This is a genomic window from Pseudomonas sp. R4-39-08, from assembly GCF_003852275.1.
In the GTDB taxonomy this organism is placed as follows: Bacteria; Pseudomonadota; Gammaproteobacteria; order Pseudomonadales; family Pseudomonadaceae; genus Aquipseudomonas.
This window is the reverse complement of sequence record NZ_CP027733.1, coordinates 1050425-1070483: the sequence shown is the minus strand read 5'-3', so window position 1 is coordinate 1070483 and position 20059 is coordinate 1050425. Positions and strand designations below refer to the sequence as shown.

Annotated in this window: 17 protein-coding genes; 11 read left to right on the top strand and 6 right to left on the bottom strand. The window is 61.8% G+C overall.

Annotated features, from left to right (window positions below):
• Positions 1-52 precede the first annotated feature (52 nt).
• The 5 genes from C4J88_RS04710 (at position 53) to C4J88_RS04690 (ending at position 4552) form a co-directional block, all read left to right on the top strand.
• Positions 53-1021 (top strand): LysR family transcriptional regulator, encoded by a 969-nt coding sequence (locus C4J88_RS04710; RefSeq protein WP_124361375.1) that lies wholly within the window; start codon positions 53-55, stop codon positions 1019-1021.
• Positions 1022-1142: 121 nt separating this feature from the next.
• Positions 1143-2117, top strand: coding sequence for a D-glycerate dehydrogenase (locus C4J88_RS04705; RefSeq protein WP_124406314.1), 975 nt, complete (start codon positions 1143-1145; stop codon positions 2115-2117).
• 198 nt (positions 2118-2315) lie between these two features.
• Positions 2316-3218: a chemotaxis protein CheV gene (locus C4J88_RS04700; RefSeq protein ID WP_124369699.1), complete on the top strand. Its 903-nt coding sequence runs from the start codon at positions 2316-2318 to the stop codon at positions 3216-3218.
• 3 nt (positions 3219-3221) lie between these two features.
• The gene (locus C4J88_RS04695; protein WP_124403132.1) at positions 3222-3701 is read left to right on the top strand and encodes an N-acetyltransferase; all 480 of its coding nucleotides are present in this window, start codon (positions 3222-3224) and stop codon (positions 3699-3701) included.
• A gap of 107 nt (positions 3702-3808) precedes the next feature.
• Positions 3809-4552, top strand: a complete 744-nt coding sequence (locus tag C4J88_RS04690) for a YkgJ family cysteine cluster protein (protein ID WP_124406313.1) — start codon at positions 3809-3811, stop codon at positions 4550-4552.
• On the opposite strand, the gene C4J88_RS04685 is transcribed toward C4J88_RS04690, so the two are convergent.
• Both C4J88_RS04685 and C4J88_RS04680 read right to left on the bottom strand, forming a co-directional pair.
• A complete protein-coding gene (locus tag C4J88_RS04685; RefSeq protein WP_124365885.1) occupies positions 4530-5339 on the bottom strand; it encodes a transporter substrate-binding domain-containing protein in 810 nt (269 codons plus the stop codon). The two genes, C4J88_RS04690 and C4J88_RS04685, sit on opposite strands and share 23 nt — an antisense overlap.
• A 165-nt stretch (positions 5340-5504) precedes the next feature.
• On the bottom strand, positions 5505-5738 hold the full coding sequence (locus C4J88_RS04680) for a hypothetical protein (RefSeq protein ID WP_124361369.1): 234 nt from the start codon (positions 5736-5738) through the stop codon (positions 5505-5507).
• Between the two features lie 213 nt (positions 5739-5951).
• Here C4J88_RS04680 and C4J88_RS04675 point away from each other — a divergent pair, with 213 nt between their 5' ends.
• From C4J88_RS04675 to C4J88_RS04650, 6 genes are all read left to right on the top strand, one after another.
• Entirely contained in the window at positions 5952-7118 is a 1167-nt protein-coding gene (locus C4J88_RS04675) for an efflux RND transporter periplasmic adaptor subunit (protein ID WP_124406312.1), read from the top strand.
• Positions 7115-10210: a multidrug efflux RND transporter permease subunit gene (locus tag C4J88_RS04670; protein ID WP_124406311.1), complete on the top strand. Its 3096-nt coding sequence runs from the start codon at positions 7115-7117 to the stop codon at positions 10208-10210. Before C4J88_RS04675 ends, C4J88_RS04670 begins: the two co-directional genes overlap by 4 nt.
• A 31-nt stretch (positions 10211-10241) precedes the next feature.
• On the top strand, positions 10242-10919 hold the full coding sequence (locus C4J88_RS04665) for a heavy metal response regulator transcription factor (protein ID WP_124361366.1): 678 nt from the start codon (positions 10242-10244) through the stop codon (positions 10917-10919).
• The gene (locus C4J88_RS04660) at positions 10909-12273 is read left to right on the top strand and encodes a heavy metal sensor histidine kinase (protein WP_124365881.1); all 1365 of its coding nucleotides are present in this window, start codon (positions 10909-10911) and stop codon (positions 12271-12273) included. Before C4J88_RS04665 ends, C4J88_RS04660 begins: the two co-directional genes overlap by 11 nt.
• A 294-nt stretch (positions 12274-12567) precedes the next feature.
• Entirely contained in the window at positions 12568-13890 is a 1323-nt protein-coding gene (locus C4J88_RS04655) for an OprD family porin (RefSeq protein WP_124406310.1), read from the top strand.
• 187 nt (positions 13891-14077) lie between these two features.
• A complete protein-coding gene (locus tag C4J88_RS04650) occupies positions 14078-15562 on the top strand; it encodes a sensor domain-containing diguanylate cyclase (protein WP_124406309.1) in 1485 nt (494 codons plus the stop codon).
• Positions 15563-15612: 50 nt separating this feature from the next.
• Here the strand turns inward: C4J88_RS04650 and lpxC are convergent, their stop codons facing one another.
• The 4 genes from lpxC to C4J88_RS04630 form a co-directional block, all read right to left on the bottom strand.
• The gene (gene lpxC / locus C4J88_RS04645; protein WP_003171886.1) at positions 15613-16524 is read right to left on the bottom strand and encodes a UDP-3-O-acyl-N-acetylglucosamine deacetylase; all 912 of its coding nucleotides are present in this window, start codon (positions 16522-16524) and stop codon (positions 15613-15615) included.
• Between the two features lie 112 nt (positions 16525-16636).
• A complete protein-coding gene (gene ftsZ, locus C4J88_RS04640) occupies positions 16637-17833 on the bottom strand; it encodes a cell division protein FtsZ (protein ID WP_003216225.1) in 1197 nt (398 codons plus the stop codon).
• Between the two features lie 75 nt (positions 17834-17908).
• Complete coding sequence (ftsA, locus tag C4J88_RS04635; RefSeq protein WP_057724626.1) at positions 17909-19171, bottom strand: cell division protein FtsA; 1263 nt, start codon at positions 19169-19171, stop codon at positions 17909-17911.
• Positions 19172-19186: 15 nt separating this feature from the next.
• A complete protein-coding gene (locus tag C4J88_RS04630) occupies positions 19187-20056 on the bottom strand; it encodes a cell division protein FtsQ/DivIB (RefSeq protein ID WP_057724625.1) in 870 nt (289 codons plus the stop codon).
• Positions 20057-20059 lie beyond the last annotated feature (3 nt).

Genomic DNA, 20059 nt, shown 5'->3' with positions numbered 1-20059 from the left:
CTGGACGGCGCAACTTTCTGTCACAATTTGCCATCTCCCTTGAGAACACCCCATGGACACTTTGCAAAACATGCGCGCGTTCAGTTGCGTTGCAGAGGCCGGCAGCTTCACCGCCGCCGCCGCGCAGCTGGACACTACCACCGCCAACGTCTCGCGCGCGGTCTCAAACCTTGAGGCCCACCTGCAAACCCGCTTGCTCAACCGCACCACTCGCCGCATCGCGCTGACCGAGGCCGGTAAGCGCTATTTGCTGCGCTGCGAGCAGATCCTCGCCTACGTCGAGGAAGCCGAGGCGGAAGCCAGCGACGCCCATGCGCGTCCCGCCGGGCAATTGAAAGTGCACACCATGACCGGTATCGGCCAGCACTTCGTGATCGACGCGATTGCCCGCTACCGCCGCACCCATCCCGACGTGACCTTCGACCTGACGCTCGCCAACCGCGTGCCGGACCTGCTCGATGAAGGCTATGACGTGTCCATCGTACTGGCCAGCGAACTGCCCGATTCCGGTTTCGTCTCGCAGCGCCTGGGCATCACCTACAGCATCGCCTGCGCCTCGCCGGAATACGTCAAGGCCAAGGGTTGCGCACAAAGGCCCCAGGATTTGCTCAATCACGCCTGCCTGCGCCTGGTCAGCCCGGTGATCCAGCTGGATAAATGGACCTTCAACGGGCCCGAAGGCCAGGAAAGCGTTGCGGTGAACAGCTCGCCGTTTTTGGTCAATTCGGCCGACGCGATGAAAACCGCGATCACCAGCGGCATGGGCGTCGGCCTGCTGCCGGTGTATGCCGCGATAGAAGGTTTGCGTAACGGCACATTGGTGCGGGTGATGCCCAACTACCGTTCCCAGGAGCTGAACCTGTACGCCATCTACCCGTCGCGCCAATACCTGGATGCGAAGATCAAGACCTGGGTGGAATACTTGCGCGGTTCGCTGCCGGAGATTCTCGCGGCACATCAAGCGGAATTGGTGGCATACGAGTTGAGCGGCACCCTGAGCGGTGCGCGTTTGGCGAACTGATTGCTGGCAGACGATAAAGAACCTTGTGGGAGGGAGCTTGCCCTCCCACATCGGTTCAACGGGGTCCTGACAATATGTTAGGTTGCTTGGCATTCTTCCGTAGTCGATGAGCCCGCCTGCCATGAAAAAGACTGTCCTTGCCTTCAGCCGTGTCACCCCGCAAATGATCGAACGCCTGCAACAGGATTTCGAGGTGATTGCGCCCAACCCCAAGCTGGGGGACATCAACGCCCAATTCAACGAAGCCCTGCCCCACGCCCACGGTCTGATCGGCGTGGGCCGCAAGCTGGGCCGCGAACAGCTTGAAGGCGCGCGTAAGCTTGAGGTGGTGTCCAGTGTGTCGGTGGGCTACGACAACTACGATGTCGCCTACTTCAACGAGCGCGGGATCATGCTCACCAATACCCCCGATGTGCTCACCGAAAGCACCGCCGACCTGGCCTTCGCCCTGTTGATGAGCAGCGCACGCCGCGTGGCCGAACTGGACGCCTGGACCAAGGCCGGCCAGTGGAAAGCCAGCGTTGGCGCCCCGTTGTTTGGCTGCGATGTACACGGCAAGACCCTGGGCATCGTCGGCATGGGCAATATCGGCGCGGCCGTGGCCCGGCGTGGGCGCCTGGGCTTCAATATGCCGATCCTGTACAGCGGCAACAGCCGCAAGAGCGCACTGGAACAAGAGCTGGGCGCACAGTTTCGCAGCCTGGACCAGTTGCTGGCCGAAGCGGATTTCGTTTGCCTGGTGGTGCCGCTAAGCGACAAGACCCGTCACCTGATCAGCAGCCGGGAGCTGGCGCTGATGAAGTCCAGTGCGATCCTGATTAACATCTCCCGTGGCCCGGTAGTGGACGAGCCCGCGCTGATCCAGGCCTTGCAAACCCAGCGCATTCGTGGCGCCGGGCTGGATGTGTATGAAAAGGAACCGCTGGCCGAGTCGCCCCTGTTCCAGTTGAGCAATGCGGTGACGCTGCCGCATATCGGTTCGGCGACCCATGAAACCCGCGAAGCCATGGCCAACCGCGCGCTCGACAACCTGCGCAGCGCCCTGCTCGGCCAACGCCCGCAGGACCTGGTGAACCCACAAGTGTGGAAAGGCTGACACCCCGCCCTGTTGGAGCGCGCTTGTTGTGGCGAGCGAGCTTGCTCGCGCTGGAGTGCGTAGCGCTCCCAGGCTTTTTGGGGCCGCTTCGCAGCCCAGCGGGAGCAAGCTCCCTCGCCACAGGTCACACCTTTAGTTTTTCGTGAGAGGGTCGATAACCTTCCATAGATCGCCACCCCTGATCCACAGAAGGTTTTTATGCCCACCACCAAAGCCCGCGCAGACTCACTTTCGCTTCTGCTCTTTACCTTGCGCAGCGGCAAGCTGATGGCGATCAACCTGCTGAAAGTCAGCGAAATCATCCCCTGCCCTCCGCTGACCAAACTGCCGGAGTCGCACCCCCACGTCAAAGGCATTGCCACGTTGCGCGGTAACTCGTTGGCGGTGATCGACCTGAGCCGCGCCCTGGGCGAGATGCCGTTGCAGGACCCGAACGGCGGCTGCCTGATCGTCACCGATGTCAGCCGTTCCAAGCAGGGCTTGCATGTGCAGGCGGTGAGCAAGATCGTGCATTGCCTGACCACCGATATCCGCCCACCGCCCTATGGCTCCGGCGGCAATCGCGCGTTTATCACCGGGGTGACCCAGGTGGAAGGCGGCCTGGTGCAGGTGCTGGATATCGAAAAAGTCATCCATGGCATCGCCCCGGCGCCGATAGAAGCCGCGCCGACCGACCTGACCATGGAAGAAGCCGAAGTCCTCGGCCATGCACGCATCCTGGTGGTGGATGACAGCCAAGTGGCGCTGCAGCAATCGGTGCATACGCTGCGCAACCTCGGGCTGACCTGTCACACCGCGCGCAGCGCCAAGGAGGCCATCGACGTGCTGCTGGAGCTGCAAGGCACGGGCGAGCAAATCAATGTGGTGGTGTCGGACATCGAAATGTCCGAGATGGACGGTTATGCCCTCACCCGCACGCTGCGCGAAACTCCGGACTTCCAGCAGCTCTACGTGCTGTTGCACACCTCCCTGGACAGCGCAATGAACAGTGAAAAAGCCCGCCTGGCCGGCGCCGATGCGGTGCTGACCAAGTTTTCCTCCCCCGAGCTGACCAAGTGCCTGGTGGTGGCTGCGCAAACCGTGGCGCAAAAGGGTTTGTAAGCCTTGGCTGAGTATTTCCAGCTGCTGCGACGCGACCTGACCGGCAGCCTGCCGGCGCCGCAGTGGCCGGCCAACACCCAGCTGGATCACTATCGCGATGAACTGGCCCCGGCGATTCACGCGGTATTGCGCATGACCCAGGATCAGGGCGGTGGCCGTGTCGCGGGCCTTGAGCAATGGCGCCGGCAATTCGTTGCCGATGCCGAGTTCGACCCCTCGTTGTGCCTGGTAGCCAGTAACGCCGAGGGCATTCTCGGCGTGGCGCAATGCTGGACCAGTGCCTTTATCAAGAACCTCTCGATACACCCCTGCGCCCAGGGCCAGGGGCTTGGCCGAGCGTTGCTGCTGCATGCCTTCCACGTCTTCAAGCAGCGTGGCGAACCCTATGTGGACCTCAAGGTGCTGGAGAGCAATCTGCGCGCGCGGCAGCTGTATGAAAGCGCAGGCATGCGGTTCGTCCTGCGCGACGTGGTTGAGGACTGACGTCACTGGCGCATAACTTGCTTCCAGAGAGCCCAAGCGGTGGATAGAGGTAAAAACCCGTCACCGCCCATGCTTGCCTTCTGACCTTGCCTGGTGACAGATCCGCCATGAATACTCACTTTTCCTGCGTAGGTTGTGGCAAATGCTGCTCCGATCACCACGTGCCCCTGACCCTCGACGAAGCCCGGCAGTGGGCGGCGGACGGTGGCAATGTCATTGTTCTGGTAGAAGGTTTTCTCGCCAGCGGCCTGGGTTTGCCCCAGCAGCAGCGTGAACATGCCGAACGCCGTTCAGTGGTGGTGCCCAGCGGCAATACCCAGGCATTCGTGGCGATCACCTTTGCGGCCTACAACGCCGGGCGCTGTCGGAATCTTGACGAAGACAATCGCTGCGGCATCTATGAACGACGTCCGCTGGTGTGCCGGATCTATCCGATGGAGATCAATCCGCACATCCCGCTGAACCCGAGCGCCAAGGATTGCCCGCCGGAATCCTGGGAACAGGGGCCGGCGTTGATCGTGGGCGGGGCATTGATGGATGCTGAACTGGCTGAACTGATCCGCCGTTCACGCCAGGCCGACCGTGACGATGTGCAAACCAAGGAGGCCGTGTGTGCCTTGCTGGGGATTCGTACTACCGCACTCAAGGGCGACGGGTTCACGGCGTATTTGCCGGATATGAATGCGTTTGCCCAAGCCATTGCGTTGGCAACTGACCAGCCGATCACGGCCAACGAGTGGGTGTTTCACGTCTCCGGGATGGAGATTGCCGAACAACTGCTGGATGCCGGCGCGCAGATTGCTACCGAAGTGCCGGCCAATTACGCGTTTATCCCGTTGCGGGCGGCTTGAGACTCGACGGGTTCACGGGCGCGGTGTCGAGGCGGTAGGGCTGGAGGATGCGCTGGTACTCGCCGTTCTGCTTGAGTTGCTCAAGGGCATGGTTGAGTTCGGTACGCAACACGGTATCGGTTTTGCGCAGTGCAATCGCGACACTGTTGCCCAACAGGTCAGACGATACCGGCGGGCCCATGAAATCGAAATCCATGCCTTCAGGCGTGTCGAGCAAGGCCTCTCGGATTTCCACGGCGCCCTGCAGCGTCGCATCGATCTCGCCCGCAACCAGGCCGCGCACCAGTTGGTCGTTGAGCCAGTAGCTCTCGATGATCACGCCAGCCGGCGCCCACTGCGACCGGGCAAAGGCTTCGCGATTGCTCCTGACCAACACCCCGACCCGCTTGCCCTTGAGTAACCGCTTGTGCGGGCTCAAGCCTGAGTTTCTGCGGGCCACCAGCCAGGTAGTGATCGGGTAGAGGTCATCGCTGAAATTGACTCTCTGCTGTCGACTCAAGGTCGGTGCCATCCCCATGATCGCGTCAAATTGCCGGGCATCGAGGGCGGGGAAGTTTTCCATGACGATCTGGTCGACCCACGTGCAATGCACATTGAGCTGCACGCACAGGGCGTTACCCAATTCGATATTGAGCCCCACCAATTGCCCTTGCGGATTACGGCTTTGAAAGGGGGGAAAATGCGCCGCGACAGCGAAGCGGATTTCGCGTCGCGGCGGCTCGGCGGCGGCCACGGCCTCCACCGATAACAGGAGGGCAAGCGCCACACAGAGATGTATCAAAGCCACGGGAAACGTCCTTTTCCGGAGAGAGCTGCGTCGCCATGTCCCGATACAAATGATCAGGGCAAGGCGATGCTGCGCAAGCTTTCAAGAAACGGTCGCGGACCTACAATAAGAAATATCGACGCGAGCTGTAGGCAACTGCCTATACGGCGAATATGCGCATTACTCTCAACGTTTACCCATCGAACGACGCGTACCCGGCGGCGCCATGCCTGGCGTTTTGGTATGGCCATTCTTCGCGCCACCTTTGTACCAGGGCTGGGCGGCCTGCTTGGCCCCGGCCAGTTCACCCGGGTTGAAAGGGAACTTGAACGCCGGGATTTCGGCTTTTTCAACGCCGTCGGCATCGACCGAATCGACGAGGTCGACCGCTTCAACGGGGGGTTGGATCGGGGAAGTCATGGGTGCTCCGAGGTGCGCAAAAGATGAAGCGGGCCCGGCAAGCGGGCCACAGTGGCGCGCAGTATACCTGCGCGCCCCGGATCTTTAAGCGTCGTCGTACGAATGGTCGCCGCTTAACTGACAGCGCTGTCAGATAGCCGTCACTCTGCTGACCCGATCAAAAGGCTATAACGGTCATTCCACGTTTCCGATCCTTTGCCTGGCGCCACCTCTATGCCCACAAAACGAAACACGGCCCTGCTGGTGGGCGCCCTTCTGGTCCTGGCGCTGGCAGCCTGGACCTTGACTCGGCCCGCCAAGGCCCGGCTGGCGGCACCCAGCGCTATTCCCGTGCGCGTGGTAAGCGTGGCGCAACAGGATGTCCCGCGGTTCGTCAGCGGCATTGGCACGGTGTTGTCGTTGCACAGCGTGGTGATCCGCCCGCAGATCGACGGCATCCTCACCCGCTTGCTGGTCAAGGAAGGCCAACAGGTAAAGGCCGGCGACCTGCTGGCGACCATCGATGACCGCTCGATCCGCGCCAGCCTCGACCAGGCCAAGGCCCAGCTGGGGGAAAGCCAGGCGCAGTTGCAAGTGGCGCAGGTCAACCTCAAGCGCTACAAGGAACTGAGTATCGACGACGGCGTATCGAAGCAGACCTACGACCAGCAACAAGCCCTGGTGAACCAGCTCAAGGCCACCGTGCAAGGTAACCAGGCGGCGATTGATTCAGCTCAAGTACAACTTTCCTACACCCAGATCCGCTCTCCCGTCAGTGGTCGCGTGGGCATTCGCACGGTGGATGAAGGTAACTTCCTGCGCATGAGCGATACCCAAGGGTTGTTCTCGGTCACCCAGATCGACCCGATCGCGGTTGAGTTCTCCCTGCCGCAGCAGATGTTGCCAACCCTGCAAGGCCTGACCGCCGCCCCGCAAAAAGCCAGTGTCGATGCCTACCTGGGGGCCGATACCGACGGCCAGACCGGCGACCTGCTGGGGGAAGGCCGCTTGAGCCTGATCGACAACCAGATCAGCTCCACCACCGGCACCCTGCGTGCCAAGGCCGAGTTCCCAAACAGCGCGCAGAAGCTGTGGCCGGGACAACTGGTGACCATCAAGATCCAGACCGCCGTCGACAGGAACGCCCTGGTGGTGCCGCCGACGGTGGTGCAGCGTGGCCTGGACTCACATTTCGTGTACCGGCTCAACGGTGAGCAGGTGGAGGTGGTGCCCGTGCAAGTCACCTACCAGAACGGTGAGCTGAACATCATCAAGGGCGTGCAGGCCGGGGACGTGCTGGTCAGCGATGGCCAGTCGCGGCTCAAGGCGGGCGCCCAGGTGCAAGTGCTCAAGGAGCCGCCGCAGGTGATCCAGACCGTCGACGCCAAGGTGCAGCCATGAGCGGCAGCCGCTCGCCCTCGGCCTGGTGCGTCGATCACCCAGTCGCCACCCTGCTGCTGACATTTGCCTTGGTGCTGCTGGGGATCATTGCCTTCCCGCGGCTGGCCGTTGCGCCACTGCCGGAAGCGGAATTTCCGACGATCCAGGTCACCGCCCAACTGCCCGGCGCCAGCCCGGACACCATGGCCTCATCGGTGGCGACGCCGCTCGAGGTGCAATTCAGCGCCATCCCCGGCATGACCCAGATGACCTCCAGCAGCGCCTTGGGCTCAAGCCTCTTGACCCTGCAATTCACTCTGGACAAAAGCATCGACACCGCCGCCCAGGAAGTGCAGGCCGCGATCAATACCGCCTCCGGCAAGCTGCCCAGCGATATGCCGAGCCTGCCGACCTGGAAGAAGGTCAACCCGGCCGACAGCCCGGTGCTGATCCTCAGCGTCAACTCCGCGAGCATGCCGAGCACCGAACTGAGCGACTACGTGGAAACCCTGCTGGCGCGTCAGATCAGCCAGATCGACGGTGTCGGCCAGATCAACATCACTGGCCAGCAACGCCCGGCGATTCGTGTGCAGGCCTCGCCCGACAAACTCGCGGCAGTCGGCTTGACGCTCGCGGACATCCGCCTGGCCATCCAGCAATCGAGCCTGAACCTGGCCAAAGGCGCGATTTACGGGGCCAACAGCGTGTCGACTCTGTCGACCAACGATCAACTGTTTCACCCCGACGAATACGGCCAGTTGATTGTGTCCTACAAGAACGGCGCACCCGTGCAACTGCGGGATATCGCCAAAGTCGTCAACGGTTCGGAAAACGCCTACGTGCAGGCCTGGTCCGGCGATACGCCGGGGGTCAACCTGGTGATTTCGCGCCAGCCGGGGGCGAATATCGTCGACACGGTCGACCGCATCCAGCAAGCACTGCCGCGCCTGGAAGCCATGCTGCCGGCCTCGGTGCAGGTCAGCGTACTGACCGACCGCACCAAAACTATCCGCGCCTCGTTGCATGAAGTGGAAATGACCCTGCTGATCGCGATCCTGCTGGTGGTGGCGGTGATGGCGCTGTTCCTGCGCCAGCTGTCGGCGACGTTGATTGTGTCTGCCGTGCTCGGTGTGTCGCTGGTGGCCAGTTTCGCGCTGATGTATGTGATGGGCTTCAGCTTGAACAACCTGACCCTTGTCGCCATCGTGATTGCCGTAGGTTTTGTGGTGGACGATGCGATTGTGGTGGTGGAGAACATCCACCGTCACCTGGAGGCCGGCCTGGACAAGCGCGAAGCCGCGATCAAAGGCTCCGGCGAAATCGGCTTTACCGTGGTGTCCATCAGCTTCTCGCTGGTGGCGGCGTTTATTCCACTGCTGTTCATGGGCGGCGTGGTCGGGCGGCTGTTCAAGGAATTTGCGTTGACGGCCACCTCGACCATCCTGATTTCGGTGGTGGTTTCGCTGACCCTGGCGCCCACCCTCGCCGCACTGTTCATGCGTGCGCCAACCCATCACGCCCATGCCAAACCCACCTTCAGCGAGCGCCTGCTGGCCGGCTATGCGCGCAACCTGCGGCGTGCCCTGGCCCATCAACGCAGCATGGCGGCGATCTTCGTGGTGACCCTGGCCCTGGCCGTGGTCGGCTATGTGTTTATCCCCAAGGGCTTTTTCCCGGTGCAGGACACCGGTTTCGTGCTGGGCACCAGCGAGGCGGCAGCCGATGTGTCGTACCCGGACATGGTCGCCAAGCACAAGGCGCTGGCCGACATCGTCAAGGCCGACCCGGCGGTGCAAGCCTTCTCCCACTCGGTGGGTGTGACCGGCAGCAACCAGACCATCGCCAACGGGCGCTTCTGGATCGCCTTGAAAGACCGGGGTGATCGCGATGTGTCGGCCAGCCAGTTCATCGACCGCATCCGCCCGCAACTGGCGAAGGTGCCGGGCATCGTCTTGTACCTGCGCGCCGGCCAGGACATCAACTTGAGCTCCGGCCCCAGCCGCGCCCAGTACCAATACGTACTCAAGAGCAACGACGGCCCGACCCTGAACACCTGGACCCAGCGCCTCACCGAAAAACTGCGCAGCAACCCGGCCTTCCGGGACCTGTCCAACGACCTGCAATTGGGCGGCAGCATCACCCACATCACCATCGACCGCCAGGCCGCGGCTCGTTTTGGCCTGACCGCCACCGACGTCGACCAGGCGCTGTACGACGCGTTCGGCCAGCGCCAGATCAACGAATACCAGACCGAGATCAACCAGTACCAGGTGGTGCTGGAGCTGGACCGCCAACAGCGCGGCAAGGCCGAGAGCCTGAACTATTTTTACCTGCGCTCGCCGCTGACCAACGAGATGGTGCCACTGTCGGCGCTGGCCAGGGTCGACCCACCGAGCGTGGGGCCGTTGTCCATCAGCCATGACGGCATGTTCCCGGCCGCCAACCTGTCGTTCAACCTGGCCCCCGGCGTGGCGCTGGGGGATGCGGTGATCATGCTCAACCAGGCCAAGAACGACATCGGCATGCCCAGTACGATCATCGGAAATTTCCAGGGCGCGGCCCAGGCCTTCCAGAGCTCGCTGGCCAGCCAGCCGTGGCTGATCCTCGCGGCACTGGTCGCGGTCTACATTATCCTGGGCGTGTTGTACGAGAGTTTCGTGCACCCGCTGACGATCATTTCTACCTTGCCCTCGGCGGGCCTGGGCGCGTTGATCATGCTGTGGCTGCTGGGCCAGGACTTTTCGATCATGGCCTTGATCGGCCTGGTGCTGCTGATCGGCATCGTCAAGAAAAATGGCATCCTGATGATCGACTTCGCCCTGGAGGCCCAGCGCGTACGCGGCCTGGCGCCTGAGGACGCGATCTACGAAGCCTGCGTCACGCGGTTCCGGCCGATCATCATGACCACCCTCGCCGCCCTGCTTGGCGCGGTGCCGTTGATGCTCGGCTCAGGCCCTGGCACGGAATTGCGCCAGCCATTGGGCATCGCCGTGGTCGGCGGCTTGCTGGTGAGCCAGGCGCTGACGCTGTTCACCACGCCGGTCATATACTTGTACCTTGAACGACTTTTCCACAGGCCCAAACCAGCGATCGAGCTGGCGACCACACACTGAGGCCAAGGCCCCGCCCTGGAACAAAAGGCTGATGCGCGTCCTGATTATTGAAGATGAAGAAAAAACCGCGGACTACCTGCACCGCGGCCTGACGGAGCAAGGTTACACCGTCGATGTGGCGCGCGAAGGCGTCGAGGGGTTGCACCTGGCGCTGGAGAACGACTACGCGGTGATCGTGCTCGACGTGATGCTGCCGGCGCTCGACGGGTTTGGCGTATTGCGTGCTTTACGCGCACGCAAACAGACCCCGGTGATCATGCTTACCGCCCGCGAGCGCGTGGAAGACCGCATCCGTGGCCTGCGCGAAGGCGCCGACGACTACCTGGGCAAGCCGTTTTCCTTCCTCGAACTGGTGGCGCGCCTGCAGGCGTTGACCCGCCGCAGTGGCGGCCATGAGCCGGTGCAGGTGACGGTCGCCGACCTGTGGATCGACCTGATCAGCCGCAAGGCCAGTCGCAACGGTGTGCGCCTGGACCTGACCGCCAAGGAGTTCTCGTTGCTCAGCGTATTGGCGCGGCGCCAGGGCGAAATCCTGTCCAAGACGGCGATTGCCGAGATGGTCTGGGACATCAATTTCGACAGCGACGCCAACGTGGTCGAAGTGGCGATCAAGCGCCTGCGCGCCAAACTCGATGGGCCGTTCGAACACAAACTGCTGCACACCATCCGGGGCATGGGCTACGTGCTGGAGAACCGCAGTGCCGACTAACTCCATCGCCCTGCGCCTGAGCGGGATGTTCACCCTGGTGGCGCTGCTGATCTTCGTGCTGATCGGCGGCGCGCTGTACCAGCAAGTGGATCGCGGCCTGGGGTTGTTGCCGGGGGCCGAGCTGGATGCGCGCTACAGCGTGCTCGAATCCTCGGTGAACCGCTTCGGCACGCCGGAGCATTGGGTCAAGATCAAGGCCAAGCTCAAGCTGCTGGGGGAGGAAGACAAGCGCATTCGCTTCTGGGTGGTCAGCAGCGACCCAAGTTACGAATACGGTGAACCGGATGCGCAGATTCGCGCCTTTGCCCAGGGCCCGACCGGTAAACGCGACCTGCACCTGCCCGGCCACGATTACCCGTTCAAGGTGCTGGTGAGCCAGTTCGCCGCCAAGGATCAACGCCCACCGCTGCGCTTCATGATCGCCATCGACACCGAGAATTTCCGCGCCACCCAGCATCATCTGCTGGTAGCGCTGATCAGCCTGGCGCTGGTCGGCGTGGTGATGGCCTCGTTGCTGGGCTTCTGGGTGTCGCGCATCGGCCTCAAGCCACTGGAAAAACTCTCGGACGAAGCACAGAAACTCGCGCCGCCCAAACTCTCCGGGCGCCTGCAACTGTCACCGCTGCCGCCGGAACTGAGTCAGTTCGTCAACTCGTTCAACGCCACCCTCGACCGCGTCGAACTCGCTTACTCGCGCCTCGAATCCTTCAATGCCGACGTGGCCCATGAACTGCGCTCGCCGCTGACCAACCTGATCGGCCAGACCCAGGTCGCGCTGACCCGCGGGCGTTCGGCCGAGCATTATTTCGAGGTGCTGCAATCGAACCTGGAAGAGCTGGAACGACTACGCTCGATTATCAACGACATGCTGTTCCTCGCCAGTGCCGACCAGGGCAGCAAGGCCACCAAGCTGATTGAAAGCTCCCTGGCCGATGAAGTCGCCACCACCCTCGACTACTTGGATTTTATCTTCGAAGACGCCCAGGTTCAGGTGCGGGTACAGGGCGACGCCCAAGTGCATATCGAAAAAGCCCACCTGCGCCGCGCACTGATCAACCTGTTGAGCAATGCGGTGCAGCACACCGCGCCTGGGCAGGTCATCGACGTGAACATCGATGTGCTGGAGCACCAGGTAACGATCGGCGTGACCAACCCAGGCGAGGTGATTGCCAGCGAGCACCTGCCTCGACTGTTCGAACGTTTCTATCGGGTGGATGCGTCGCGCAGCAACAGCGGGGCCAATCACGGGTTGGGGCTGGCTATCGTCAAGGCGATTGCGTTGATGCATGGCGGCGATGTGTTTGTGCGCAGCGAAGGCGGCGAAAATACCTTCGGCATCACCCTGCCCGTCTGACACGCCCCTCCCACACTGGGTACCACCGGCAGCCAACTGTTACGATTTGGGCAATAGTCATTATCTTGTTACACTCTGTATCGCACCGCTCGCCTGCGTTACTTTGACGCATCGATGAGCGCGACGGTAAAGACAGCCGAACCCTCACCCGAATTTCCCTCGACTTATTTCCAGGGCTCTACACTGGGAATCTGTCTTAAAGCCGCTGACTTCAGCGGCTTTTTTTTGCCGTAAAAAAGGCCAGGCACACCCCACGACACTGGCCGTTCATGATTGACCAAAGGAGCTCCACCGGTGAAGAACTCGCTGACATTCACCCCGTTATTCCTCGCCATCGCAGCAACGATCACTCCCCTTGCCCACGGGGCAGACGCCACGCCCACCGAGGGTTTCGTCGAGGGTTCGCACCTCACGATCGACATCCGCAACTACTACATGAATCGCGACCGTCGCGACCTGCATACCGATGACAGCAAGGAATGGGGCCAGGGCTTTATCGGCACCTTCACCTCCGGCTACACCCAAGGCACCGTCGGTGTCGGCCTGGACCTCAACGCCATGCTCGGCCTCAAGCTCGACGGCGGCGGTGGCACCGACGGTTCCAGCATCCTTCCGTACGGCAGCGGCAACGGCAAGGCGCCCGGCACGTTCTCCACCGCTGGCGGCACCTTGAAACTGCGCGCGTTCGATACCGAGCTGAAGGCCGGCGACCTGTTCCTCAACAACCCGGTGATCGCCGGCGGCATGACCCGCATGCTGCCGCAGACGTTTCGCGGCGTGAGCCTGGCCAACCACAGCCTCGACGGCTGGATGTTCGAAGGCGGCCAGGCCAGCTTCACCAAGCTCTACAACCAGAGCGGCCACCGGCGCATCGGCACCAGCTATGGCGCATTGCCGGCCGACGCCGACGCCCAGCACCTGAACTGGGCCGGTGTAGCGTTCAGCGGCATCCCCGGGTTGACCAGCAACCTGTACGCCGCTGAACTCAAGGACGTGTGGCACCAGTACTACTACGACCTCGAGTACACCTATGCACTCAACGACCTGGTCAGCCTGACCCCCGGCCTGCATTATTACCACACCCAGGACACCGGCCAGGCACTGCTGGGCGCTATCGACAACAACACCTACAGCCTGCATGTGACCCTGGGCGTGGGCAACCACAGCGTTACCGCCGCCTACCAGCGGGTCAACGGCAACACGCCGTTCGACTACATTACCCAGGGCGACAGCGTGTATCTGGACAATTCCCAGCAATACTCGGACTTCAACGGCCCCAACGAGCGTTCGTGGAAGCTCAAGTATGCCTACGACTTCACCGGTGTCGGCCTGCCCGGCCTGACATCCGCCGTGTCGTATATCAGCGGCAAGACCGACCTGACCACGGTAGACCCGAACAGCCGGGGCTACAGCAGCTGGTACAGCGCCGACGGCAAGAACGCCAAGCACTGGGAGCGCGATATCGACCTGAAATACGTGGTGCAGGGCGGCAAGGCCAAGGACCTGGCGGTACGCCTGCAATGGGCGACCAACCGTGGCGGCAATGGCTACTCGGCGGTGGATCGGGATGTGGATGAGTACCGCGTGATCGTCGACTACCCAATCAACGTGTTCTAACCCCAATCTGAATAACAATGAAGACCCAATGTGGGAGGGGGCTTGCCCCCGATGACGGAGTGTCAGTCAATTATACGTTGGCTGATTCGCCGCCATCGGGAGCAAGCCCCCTCCCACATTTTGCTTCTGCGCCATCTTCCAGAGTAGCTACTACGCTAAAGGCATCCTCAGAGCAGAAGTACGCCCGATGAGTTCAAGCCTTGCCCGCCCTACCCGCCGCCCGGAACGCCTGCTGATCCTGAGCAGCACCCTCACGGTGTTGCTGATCGTGGGAATCGTCACCGCACTGTTGAACCGCGAACACGCCAACACCTTGCAGGCCGCCAAGCGCACCGCCACTACCATTACCCAGTTGATCGATGCCGATGTGCTACGCAACGTCGAGCTCTATGACATGGCCCTCAAAGGCCTGATCGCTGCGACCGAGCGCACTGACCTGCAGGGCGTGTCCGCGAGCATCCGGCACCTGGTGCTGTTCGACCGCTCCGCCACAGCGCCGTACAAGGGCGACATCTTGTTGCTGGGCCCGAGCGGCGAGGTGATTGCCGACTCGTCCCTGCTCACGCCCAAGGCCGGCAACTTCGCCGACCGCGACTATTTCCAGGTTCATCGCACCAATCCCGACATCGGGCTGTATATCAGCCGACCGTTCAGGGCCCGCTGCGAATGCGAGGACCCGTGGCGCATTGCATTTAGCCGCCGCGTTTCGTCATCGGACGGGCGCTTCCTGGGTGTGGCTGTCGCCTCCATGCGTCTGTCGTACTTCCACCAACTGTTCAGCAGCCTGAATATCGGCAGCAACAGCACCATCAACCTGCTCAACCACCAGGGCATCCTGCTGGCGCAAGAACCGTTGCTGGAAGCGGATATCATCAACAAGGACCTGAGCCAGCGGCCCAATGTGGCGCGCATGCTGCGCGAGCGAGACGGCACTTTCCACAGCGTCTCCAGCCTCGACCAGCAGCCTCGGCTCTACAGTTTCTCGAACGTGGGCGATTTGCCGCTGATCGTCGCGGTGGCGTTGGCCAGCGACGAAGTGTTCGCGCCATGGCGACGGGCGGCGTGGCTGGTCAGTCTCGCGACGGGGGTGCTGTGCATTGGCCTGTTGTGGCTGACCTGGGCGCTGTGCATGGAGCTGCGACGGCGTCACCGGGCCGAGCAAGTGCTGTCAGAACTGGCAGGTACCGATGCCCTCACTGGCCTGGCCAACCGCCGCACTCTCGACGAACGCCTGCGCCTGGAATGGGATCGCGCGCAACGTTCAACCGAGCCGTTGACGGTGCTGATGATCGACGTGGACCACTTCAAGGCCTTCAACGATCGCCATGGCCACCAGGGCGGGGACGACGCACTGCGCACGGTGGCGCAGGTGATCGACAGCAATATCCGCCGCCCGGCCGACCTTGCCGCACGTTACGGCGGTGAAGAATTCGCGGTGGTGCTGCCCGATACCGACGCCAAGGGCGCTTGGGTGATCGCCGAGCATATCCGCAATGGTGTTGAGCACTTGCCACGGCCGGCATGGGACGAGCAGCCGATCACCGTGAGCATCGGCATGAGCACCTGGGAGAAGCGCAGCGGTCTGTCCCTTGAAGACTTGCTGCTCAAGGCCGACCAGGCGTTGTATAAGGCCAAGCACAGTGGCCGCAATCGGACGATCGCCGGGACATAAAAAAAGGCCACCCGAAGGCAGCCTTTAAAACTAAAGAAGAGAGTTGTTACTTACACCGCCGCAACGGGACGCATGTAAGAGATCGGTGCGGTGCTGGCATCTTCGAAGGTCACGACTTCCCAAGCGTCTGTCTGCTCAATCAACTTGCGCAGCAGCTGGTTGTTAAGGGCGTGGCCCGACTTGAAGCCTTTGAACTCGCCTATCAGGCTATTGCCCAGCAGGTAGAGGTCACCGATTGCATCGAGGATCTTGTGCTTCACAAATTCGTCTTCATAGCGAAGGCCGTCTTCGTTCAGTACACCATCCGCGTCGACCACAATGGCGTTTTCAACGCTGCCGCCGAGTGCGAGGTTGTGCTTGCGCAGGTACTCGATGTCACTCATGAAACCAAAGGTACGGGCGCGGCTGACTTCTTTTACAAACGAAGTGCTGGAAAAATCCACGCTTGCACTTTGGGTGCGGTCACGGAATACCGGGTGATCGAAATCGATCTCAAAGCTCACTTTAAAGCCTTCGAACGGGACGAAGGTGGCGCGCTTGTCGCCGTCTTCTACTGTCACTTCCCGCAGAATGCGAATGAACTTCTTGGCTGCGTCCTGTTCTTCCAGGCCGGCAGATTGAATCAGGAATACGAAGGGTCCAGCGCTGCCATCCATGATCGGGACTTCGGACGCGGAGAGCTCGACGTAGGCGTTATCGATGCCCAAACCGGCCATGGCCGAGAGCAAGTGCTCCACCGTGTCCACTTTGACGTCACCGTTGACCAATGTGGTCGACATAGTGGTTTCGCCAACGTTTTCCGCGCGAGCAGGTATCTGCACCACAGGGTCCAGGTCGGCACGCACAAACACGATGCCGGTGTCGACAGGTGCAGGCTTGAGGGTCAGGTATACCTTTTCCCCGGAGTGCAGACCTACACCTGTGGCACGAATAATATTCTTCAGGGTGCGTTGTTTAATCATGGCTTGGACCGCTTCAGCGCAAATTGCGAACTGGTATCAACAAAGGCTGGCGATAATAGCAGACCAGACCTTTGCTGAACACCAATCACCTTCATAGCCCTGATACATTCCATTAATCGGCCTGACGACGCAGGAATGCCGGGATGTCCAGGTAGTCCAGGTCGTCTTGCGGATTCGGGCTACGGGACGCCGCAGCACCGGCCTGAGCCTGGTTGCGCATCACGGTCGGACGGTCCAGGTCACGGTAGTTCACCGACGGCAGCTCCTGGCGCGAAGGCGCTGGAGCGGCCGCTTGCTGGCTGGCGTGGCTGGTATGGACGGTATTGTCGATGACCTTTACAGGCTTCTCGATTTTTGCACCCAGCCCGGTCGCAACCACGGTCACGTGCAGTTCGTCGCGCATGTCCGGGTCGATAACGGTGCCGACCTTGACCATGGCGTGCTCGGACGCGAAGGCTTCGATGATGCTACCCACGTCGGAGTACTCACCCAGGGACAGGTCAGGACCTGCGGTGATATTCACCAGGATGCCGCGCGCACCTTGCAGGTTCACGTCTTCCAGCAGCGGGTTGCGGATGGCTGCTTCGGTAGCTTCGCGCGCACGGTTCGGACCGCTGGCGCAGCCGGTACCCATCATCGCCATGCCCATTTCGCTCATCACGGTACGCACGTCGGCAAAGTCGACGTTGATCATGCCGGGACGCTTGATGATGTCGGAGATACCGCGAACGGCACCGGCCAGTACATCGTCAGCCTTGGCGAACGCGGACAGCAGGCTGGCGTCCTTGCCCAGGATGGTCAGCAGCTTCTCGTTGGGAATGGTGATCAACGAGTCGACGCTTTCAGACAGCAGACGGATGCCTTCGTCGGCGATCTGCATGCGCTTGCGGCCTTCGAACGGGAACGGACGCGTCACAACAGCGACGGTCAGAATCCCCATTTCCTTGGCCACTTCGGCAATGATCGGCGCTGCACCGGTACCGGTACCGCCGCCCATGCCGGTGGTGATGAACACCATGTTGGTGCCTTGCAGCACTTCGGCAATACGCTCGCGATCTTCCAAGGCGGCTTGACGGCCGACTTCCGGATTGGCGCCAGCGCCGAGGCCCTTGGTCACGGCTGTGCCCAATTGCAGGATGGTCCGCGCGCCGATGCTTTTCAGCGCCTGGGCATCAGTGTTGGCGCAGATGAATTCAACGCCTTCAATGTTGCTCTTGACCATATGGTTGACAGCGTTGCCGCCGCCACCGCCGACACCGATTACTTTGATAACCGGGCTAGCGGGGATGTTGTCTACGAGTTCAAACATGTTCCCTCTCCTTTCATTTTCTCTAGTTTTTTCGCCTACTGCTTATTACGGGTGTTGCGGTGTCGCGGTAAATCTTCAGAAATTGCCTTTTACCCAAGCCTGCAGCCGCTCGAACAACGGCGCTTTCGCTTCGTCATCGCTGCGGTAGCTGTCACGGATGCTCGGGCCCGACAGGGAAATGCCATCGGTCTGCTTTTGCAGCCCGTACAACAGCAAGCCCACACCGGTGGAATAAATCGGGTTGCGCACCACGTCGCCGAGGCCTTTGACGCCATGGGGCACGCCCAGGCGCACCGGCATGTGGAAGATCTCTTCGGCCAGTTCGACCGCGCCTTCCATTTTCGAGGTGCCACCGGTCAGCACGATGCCGGCCGGGATCAGATCTTCGTAGCCGCTGCGGCGCAGTTCGGCCTGGATCAGGGTGAACAGCTCGTCGTAGCGCGGCTCGACCACTTCGGCCAGGGCCTGGCGCGACAGCTCGCGCGGTGGACGGTCGCCGACGCTTGGCACCTTGATGGTTTCACCGGCACCGGCCAGCTTGGCCAAGGCGCAGGCGTAGCGGATCTTGATTTCTTCGGCGTACTGGGTCGGTGTACGCAACGCCATGGCGATGTCGTTGGTGACCTGGTCGCCGGCAATCGGGATCACGGCGGTGTGACGGATCGCACCCTCGGTGAAGATCGCGATATCGGTGGTGCCGCCGCCGATGTCCACCAGGCACACGCCCAGTTCTTTTTCGTCGTCGGTCAGCACCGAGTAGGCCGAAGCCAACTGCTCAAGAATGATGTCGTCGATTTCGAGGCCGCAGCGACGCACGCATTTTTCAATGTTCTGCGCGGCGTTGACGGCGCAGGTCACTACGTGGACCTTGGCTTCCAGACGCACGCCCGACATGCCCAGTGGCTCGCGAACGCCCTCCTGGTTATCGATCACGTAGTCCTGGGGCAAGGTGTGCAACACGCGCTGGTCAGCCGGGATCGCCACGGCCTGGGCGGCGTCGAGGACGCGCTCAAGGTCGGCCGCACTGACTTCACGGTCGCGGATCGCCACGATGCCGTGGGAGTTCAGGCTGCGGATATGGTTGCCGGCCACGCCGACGAACGCCGAGTGAATCCGGCAACCGGCCATCAGCTGCGCTTCTTCGATGGCGCGCTGGATCGATTGCACGGTGGACTCGATGTTCACCACCACGCCCTTCTTCAGGCCCCGGGACGGATGCGTGCCAATACCGACGATTTCGATCGTGCCGTCTTCACCGACCTCGCCCACCAGCGCCACCACCTTGGAGGTGCCGATATCGAGACCGACGATCATTTTGCCGCTTTGCACGTTTGCCATGGGTCCTGCCTCTTCTTAATTCTTCGCGACAGCGGGTTGTGCTGCCGTGGGCGCTACCGGTACACGCCAACCGACGGCCAGGCCGTTGGCGTAACGCAGGTCGACGCTCGCAATGTTCGTAATCTGTTCTTTCAAGGTTTTTTCATAGATGGCAATAAAGCGGCGCATCTTTTCCACCAAGCGGTCGCGTCCCAGCAACAACTCGATGCCCGGGCCGGAACTGCCTGCCCCGGTCGTCAGAAACCAGCTGCCCCGCTCACGCAATTCCAGGCGTGCGATGGAGAAGCCCAGTGGCCGCAGCATCTGGCTCAAGGCCTGGTACTGCTGCATCACTTGCTGTTGCGCCCGCTGCGGCCCGAACAGCTGCGGCAGGTGCTCATAGTTCGCCACTTCACGCGGCGCAAATGCCTGCCCCTGGTTGTTCAACAGCGCACCATCGCCCCAGCGGGCCACGGGCAGCTGTTCTTCCAGGCGGATCGTTACCTGGTCCGGCCATACGCGGCGGACTTCGGCATGGGCGATCCACGGCATCTGTTCCAGCTCCGCGCGCATGCCGGCCAGGTCAATGGTAAAGAAGCTCGCCGCCAGGAACGGGCTGATGCGCTGCTGTACCGCTTGCTGGCTGATATAGCTCAAGTCGCCCTGCACGCTGATCTTGGTGATCGGCCGGTCGGCATACGGCAACAGACGCTGCGCCCCTTCGTAGGTGCCAAAGCCCAGTACCACCAGCAACACCGGCCAGAACAGCGCCTTGATGAAACCAAAGTTGGCTTTGGGCAGGCGCGCCGACATCGGCTCTTTGGCCACCATGCGGCTGGCACCCCGTGGCACCGGCTTGCGGCTCGGTGCTTGTGGGGGCTGATGACGAAGCGATGCGCCTTTCATGTG